3 protein-coding genes are annotated in these 6,448 nt (G+C 68.8%); 1 reads left to right on the top strand and 2 read right to left on the bottom strand.

What is annotated here, in order from left to right; translation table 11 throughout:
• Positions 1–27 precede the first annotated feature (27 nt).
• Both QH196_RS20735 and QH196_RS20730 read right to left on the bottom strand, forming a co-directional pair.
• A complete protein-coding gene (locus tag QH196_RS20735; RefSeq protein ID WP_348538094.1) occupies positions 28–4,659 on the bottom strand; it encodes an amino acid adenylation domain-containing protein in 4,632 nt (1,543 codons plus the stop codon).
• Between the two features lie 831 nt (positions 4,660–5,490).
• Entirely contained in the window at positions 5,491–5,850 is a 360-nt protein-coding gene (locus tag QH196_RS20730; protein WP_280417465.1) for a hypothetical protein, read from the bottom strand.
• A gap of 146 nt (positions 5,851–5,996) precedes the next feature.
• Between QH196_RS20730 and QH196_RS20725 the strand changes: the two genes are divergently transcribed.
• Positions 5,997–6,431 carry a Fur family transcriptional regulator gene (locus QH196_RS20725; protein ID WP_280417464.1) on the top strand — a complete coding sequence of 145 codons (435 nt, stop codon included), beginning with the start codon at positions 5,997–5,999 and terminating at the stop codon, positions 6,429–6,431.
• Positions 6,432–6,448: the final 17 nt, after the last annotated feature.

Genomic DNA, 6,448 nt, shown 5'->3' with positions numbered 1-6,448 from the left:
GCCGTTGACGGCTGCGCTGGACCTGACCTACGCCGCGGGAGCGGTGGATCCGGCCGACCGGGCGGTTGTCGTGACCGACGACGCCGAGCGCGCGGTCGCCGAGTTCACCGACTGTATGCGGCGGTACCCGCGGGCGGCGAGCGCGTTCACAACCCGTCCCGGGGGCCGCGCCATCCGCGGATGGGTGGGCGCGGTCAGCGAGGTTAATTCGGTGGTGGGTGTCCACGCCCCCGAGTGGTCGCGGACACCCACCCGCCCCAGATAGTTGAAACTGATCTGGGGTTCCGGCGCGCTCCCGAGTTCGGCGCTGCCCACGGGGTCGAGGTAACGCAGCATCCCGTAGCCGATCCCGTTGTCCGGGACCGCGCGCAACTGTTCCTTCACCTGTTTGATCGCCGACCCCGCGGCGGGGCCGCCGGCGAAGGCGTCGTCGAGATCGACGCCGGACATTTCGAGCCGCACCGGGAACCGGGTGGTGAACCAGCCGGCGGTGGCGCTGAGGTCCGCGCCCGGCACCGCCTGCTCTTCACGGCCGTGGCCCTCCAGCGAGATGAGTTCCGGGCCGGCGGGGTCGCCGCGGCGGGCCCGCCATTGCGCGAACGCCAGCGCGAGCGCGGCGAGCAGGGGGTCGTTGGCGCTGCCGTGGAACCGGGCCGGGAGGGTCGTGAGGACCGCTTCGGTGATATCGGCCGGGATACGCAACCGGATCCGGTCGGCGGTGGCCATGACATCGCGTGCGGGATCCAGTGGTCGCGACCCCAGCAGCCGGTCACCGCCGGCGAGTACGTCTGTCCAGTGGGCCAGTTCCGCCGGACGCCGCGCGGAGGCGTGTTCGGTGAGGCCGTGGACCCAGCGCCGCACCGAGGTGGTGCCGGCGCCGGTCTGCGGGTCCTCGCCCGTCGACACCTGCAACCAGATATGGGCGAGGTCGGCGAGCAGGATCCGCCACGACACCGCGTCTACGGCGAGATGGTGGATCACCAGCCACAGCAGGTCGGGGTCCGCGCCGGTGCCGTCGGGCATGCGGACGGCCTGCACCAGCACCCCGGCGGCGGGGTCGAGGCGGTCCGCGGCCGCCTGCAGGTGCCGGTCGATTTCGCCTGCGTCGCGGTCGCGCAGCGTGCGGTCGGTGAGGATGGTTTCGGCGTCGACGGATCCGGGGGCCGCGACGTCGAGGCGGTGCTCGCCGGCGGCGGTGACGTGCAGGGTCGCGCGCAGCATGTCGTGGCGGTCCAGCAGGATTTGCAGGGCGCGCACGAGATGGGTGGGGTCGAGGCGGTCGGGTAGTTCGACGAGAGTGGCTTGGGCGAAGCGGTCGTAGTGGCCGCGGCTGAGCATGGCGTGCACGATCGGCGACAACGGGATCGGGCCGGTGCCGCCGCCGGGTAGTTCCCGCAGCTGCGGCGCGCCACCGGCTTCGGTGGCCATGGCGGCCAGGGCCGCGACCGTTTTGTGCTCGAACACGTCCTGGGTGGAGAACCCGAGACCCACGGCTTTGGCGCGCGACACCAGCTGGATCGACAGAATACTGTCGCCACCGAGGGCGAAGAAACTGTCGTCGGCGCCGACCTGCGGGACGCCGAGGATCTCACTGAACAGCCCGGCCATCAGGATTTCGCGGGCGGTTTCCGGGGCGCGCCCGGCGGCGGCCGCCCCGAATTCCGGTTCCGGTAGCGCGGCGCGATCCAGTTTGCCGAACGCGTTGACCGGCAGCCGGTCCAGCGGCACGATCACCGCCGGCACCATATGCGGTGGCAGGGATTCACGGGCGAACCGTTGCAGCTGCTCCGGGTCGGCGCGGTGGTCGTCGACGGGGACGACGTAGGAGGCCAGGACGGTGGCTCCGGCGTTGTTGTGCACCGGGATGGTGACCGACAGGTCGACATCCGGGTGGGCGGTGAGGGCGGCATCGATTTCGGCGGGTTCGATCCGGTAGCCGCGGATCTTCACCTGGAAATCGCTGCGCCCCAGCAGTTCCAGTGATACCCGGGAATCCTCGACGGTCCAGCGGGCGAGGTCGCCGGTGCGGTACATGCGCTGCCCCGGGCCGCTGTAGGGGTCGGCGACGAACCGGGCCGCGGTATCGGAGAACCGCCGGTTGTAGCCGCGGGCCAGGCCGGGCCCGGCCAGATACAGTTCCCCGGCGGTACCGGCCGGCACCGGTTGCAGTGCCCGGTCCAGCACCATCGCCGCCACACCGCGGACCGGGCCGCCGGCGGTGAGGTCACGGCCGGGCCGGATCCGGGCGCCCGCGGCGGTCACCGTGGTTTCGGTGGGCCCGTATTCGTTGAACATCGCGCAGTGCCGCGACCACCGTTCGATCACATGCGGCGGGCAGACGTCGCCCCCGACCACCACCACCCGCAGATCGGTGAGTGGTTGCGGGTCCACGGTCGCCAGCATCGCCGGGGTCAACGTCAGATGGGTGATGTGCTGGTCGGCCAGCAGCCGGGTGAGGTGGTCGCCGCCGATCACCTCCGGCGGCACCACCACCAGTGCGGCGCCGCCGGCGAAACAGGTGAGGAACTGTTCGAAAGAGGCGTCGAAAGCCGGTGAGAGGGCATAGGACACCCGCGACCGCGAGGTCATCCCGTAGGTGTCGATGCGGTCGGCGACGAGGTTCGCGAGGCCGCGGTGGGTGACCTGCACACCTTTGGGCACACCGGTGGAACCGGAGGTGTAGGTGATGTAAGCAAGGTCGGCGGTGTGCAGTGGGCGGGTGCGGTCGGCGTCGGTGACCGGGCCGGGACCGTTGTCCGCGCAGGCCTGCCGGGTCGCGGAGTCGTCGAGGATCAGTGCCGGCGCGGCGCCCGGTAGCCGGTCCCGGAGGGCGTCGAGAGTGAGCACCACCCGGGCGTCGCTGTCGGTGATCATGTGCTCGATACGTTTCGCCGGATAATCCGGGTCGACCTGCACGATCGCGGCACCGCATTTCGCGACCGCCCACGCCGCGACGATTGTTTCGGCGGAGCGGCGCAGCACGATCGCGACCGCCGTCCCCGGCCCGCAGCCGCGGCCGATCAGGTACCGCGCGAGCTGTGCGGAGCGGGTGTCCAGCTCGTGGTAGGTGAGTGTTTCGGCGGTGGTGGCGATCGCGGTCGCGGTGGGGTCGCGGTGGGCGCCTTCGGTGAGGATATCGGGCAGCAGCCGGTCGCCGGCGCTTTCCGGTCCGCGGACGGGTAGCAGCGCGGCGCGTTCCGCCGGTTCCAGCAGCGGCAGGGTGCCGACCGGGTGGTCCGGTCCGCCCGCCAGGAATTCGTGCAGGAACATCAGGAACCGGGTGTGGTGGGCGGCGAGTTCGTCGCTGCTGTAGGCGCTCGGGTTGCCCTGGAAATCGATCTGGGTGCTGTCGCGGCCGGCACCGGGATAGATATTGACGAACAGGTCCGCGGTGGGGCCCGAGGTCAGCACATGCAGCCGGCCGGTGGTGGCGCCGAGCACGATCTCGTTGTCCACCATCATCAGGTTGACCGCCGGACCGAACGACGCAGTTTCGTCGCGGGCGATCCCCATATCGTGGAAGATGTCCTCCTGCCGGTACCGCTGCCGGCGCAGGGCACTGGTCAGCTCGCCCTGTACGGCGTCGATCACCGCGCCGGTGCCGCGGCCGGCGACGGGCACCCGCAACGGAACCACATTGGCGACCATCCCGCCGGACCGGCGCAGCACTGCGGAATGCCGGCCCGACACCGGCAGGCTCAGCAACACTTCGTCGCTGCCGGTCATCCGGGCGAGGTAGGCGGCGAACGCGGCGACGATCACGGGTGTGACGCTGGTTCCGCGGTCGGCGACGACGCGGTCCAGCAGCCGGGCCGTGTCTTCCGGGAGGGTGGCGCTGAGCAGGGTCGGGTGAATGGTGGGTTTGCCGACGCGGCCTGCGAGGCTGACCACGGGCGGGGCGCCGTCCAAGTGTTCGGTCCAATAGTTGCGGTCGTTGTCGAACCGTGCCGAACCGCGGTAGGACAGGTCCTGGTCCACGATTTCGCCGAGGTCCTTCGCCGTGGACGGCGGTGCCTGCTCCCCCGTCGCCCAGGCGTTGTACAGCTCGGTGATCCGCTGCAGCATCGTCACCGCGGCGAAACCGTCGAGCACAATATGGTGGGCGCGCTGATACCACAGGTAGTGGTCCGAATCGACCTGGAAGACCACACATTTCATGAGCCGGTCGCTGCGCAGGTCCAGTGGGGCGGAATAGTCGCGGATCATCAGGTCGTGCGCGGCGGCCACCGGATCGTCGTGTCCGCGCAGATCCAGCACCGATACCGGTGAGGGCAGTCCTTCGTCGACGATCTGATACGGTTCGCCGTCCTCCTCGACGAGTCGCACATAGGCGGAACCGAACTCGCGCCCGGCGGTGTCGCAGGCCGCGACCAGTACGTCGATGTCGACCGGGCCGGCGATCTCGACATACTGCGCCACCGAAATCGGGGACGATCCCGCCAGGTGCTGGGCGAACCAGATCCCGCGCTGCGCCGCGGACAGGCGCAACACGTCGCCGGTCCGCGGGCTCGGCGAGACACCGTTGTGGCTGCCGTTGCCGTTGCCGTTGGGCGAGTAGGCGCCGTTACCGGGACCCGGGGCGGGGAACTCTGCTGCGCCGCCCGGCGCGGAATCCGCCTCTTCCCGGCTGCTGTCGAGGTTGCGCTCGGACTGGGTCACCTGACCTCCATGAATTTCGTCGTTTCGAGAGCCGGTCGACACGTCGAGACCGCCCCCGCACCGCAAGAAACGTCAATCACTCCAGAAAGCCGGAGTGGATTTTCAGAAATGGCACCGAATGCCGCCGGTGCGGAATTGGTTCGCGATTTATGCGGCATTCGGTAATGGCCGGATAATTTGTGGTCAACCCGTGATGAATCACCTTCGAGTATTGAGACCTGACGGTTATCGGATTCGTGTAGAGAGCCGTCGTCGATTTTCGGCGGCTAAGGTCGCGAGTCGTCGCGTCCGATGACCGGAGAGTCATCGGTACGGGCGGCCGTGAATCCCGCGACGAGGCGTTTCCGGCGAACCCCACCGTTCCGGGGCGGACGCCCGGCGGACCCGGTGCGCGTTGGTGGCGCGCTTTGGCAACCCACGCCCGGCGGGCGGTAGGTTTGCAGGTCACAGCCGTGTCTCGACCCCGAGGGGGGTGCGGCGAGCAGGAAGCGGACCGTAGTGGAATTCATTGGTTGCACTGGATCGCCTTCTCGGAAGTGGCGTGCCTATGTACCAGTTTGTTCCAGCAGAATTCGGCGACCGCACTGTCGTCGAATTCGCGCTATGGATTCCCCGCAACCCCGACAATTGGAGGATTCATCGGTATCGCCCGACCGGTCCGTGACGATTTCCGGTCCGGCAGTCGCCGGAGCGCACTTGCGTTCTGACGACCAGCTTGAGAAGGCAATGATAAGCAAGTTTCGAGGAGGGGCGCAATGGGTATTTATTTTCTGCGCTCTGTGCGGGGGTGCGCGAGCCAGGGTGCGGGACGGGCGGGCGCGGATTACCGGATCAGCGCCATTGTGCGGCGTCGGGGATGCCGGTGGTGAATACGCTGAAGAAGAAGTGGCCGGGGATCAGCTCGTTCATATCGTGCCAGGCGCCCCGCGGGTCGCGCTGGTAGTAGTCGGCCATCCCCGTTCCGTTGTCGTAGCAGACGATGCCGGTGGCGCCGTACGGGCTCCAGAAGGTCGCGGCGCCGGGCCGGGGCGCATCCAGGGGGCTGCGGAACAGGTGGTCACACGGCGTGATCTCGGGGGCGTAGTAGGAGGGCTGCGCGACAGCCGGGGCGGTGGTGGCGACTGCGGGTACGGCGAGAACGGCGAATGCGCCCAGTGTGGCGATTGTCCTGCGGCAGATCGGGCGACGCATTATCGTCCACCTCCTGAGTAGGGCGAGCTCGCCTGCGCGTGCTGTCGGTATCGCGCGCATGGTACCCGCCGGTCGGCGATCCCGGGAGCTTTTCTGGATAGATACTGATACTTGATTGGTTCCAGAAAAGCGGTAAGCTTCCTGCCGTGCCCACGACCGCGGAGTTCGAGAACATGCTGCGTGACGCCGCGCTGCGTGTGACCGCCCCGCGGCTCGCGGTGCTGAACGCCGTACACGACAACCCTCATTCCGATACCGACACGATCGTCGGGCAGGTTCGCAGCACCCTGGGCGCCGTCTCCCAGCAAGCCGTCTACGACGTGCTGCGGGCACTGACGGTCGCGGGTCTGCTGCGCCGTATCCAGCCCACCGGTTCGGTGGCCCGCTACGAAACCCGGGTCGCCGACAACCACCACCACCTCGTCTGCCGGTCCTGCGGCGCCATCACCGACGTCGATTGCGCCACCGGCGCGGCGCCGTGCCTGACCGCCGCCGACAGCCACGGTTTCACCATCGACGAAGCCGAGGTCATCTACTGGGGCCTGTGCCCCACCTGTTCCACGTCGTCCAGCCCGCAATGACCCTTTGTCAACCGGAA

Source organism: Nocardia carnea (assembly GCF_029868325.1).
In the GTDB taxonomy this organism is placed as follows: Bacteria; Actinomycetota; Actinomycetes; order Mycobacteriales; family Mycobacteriaceae; genus Nocardia; species Nocardia carnea_C.
This window is presented reverse-complemented; position numbering and strand designations above follow the sequence as displayed.

Coding starts and splice junctions, on each gene's coding strand:
- QH196_RS20730 (WP_280417465.1), bottom strand. CDS start 5,850: ATGCGTCGCCCGATCTGCCGCAGGACAATCGCCACACTGGGCGCATTC.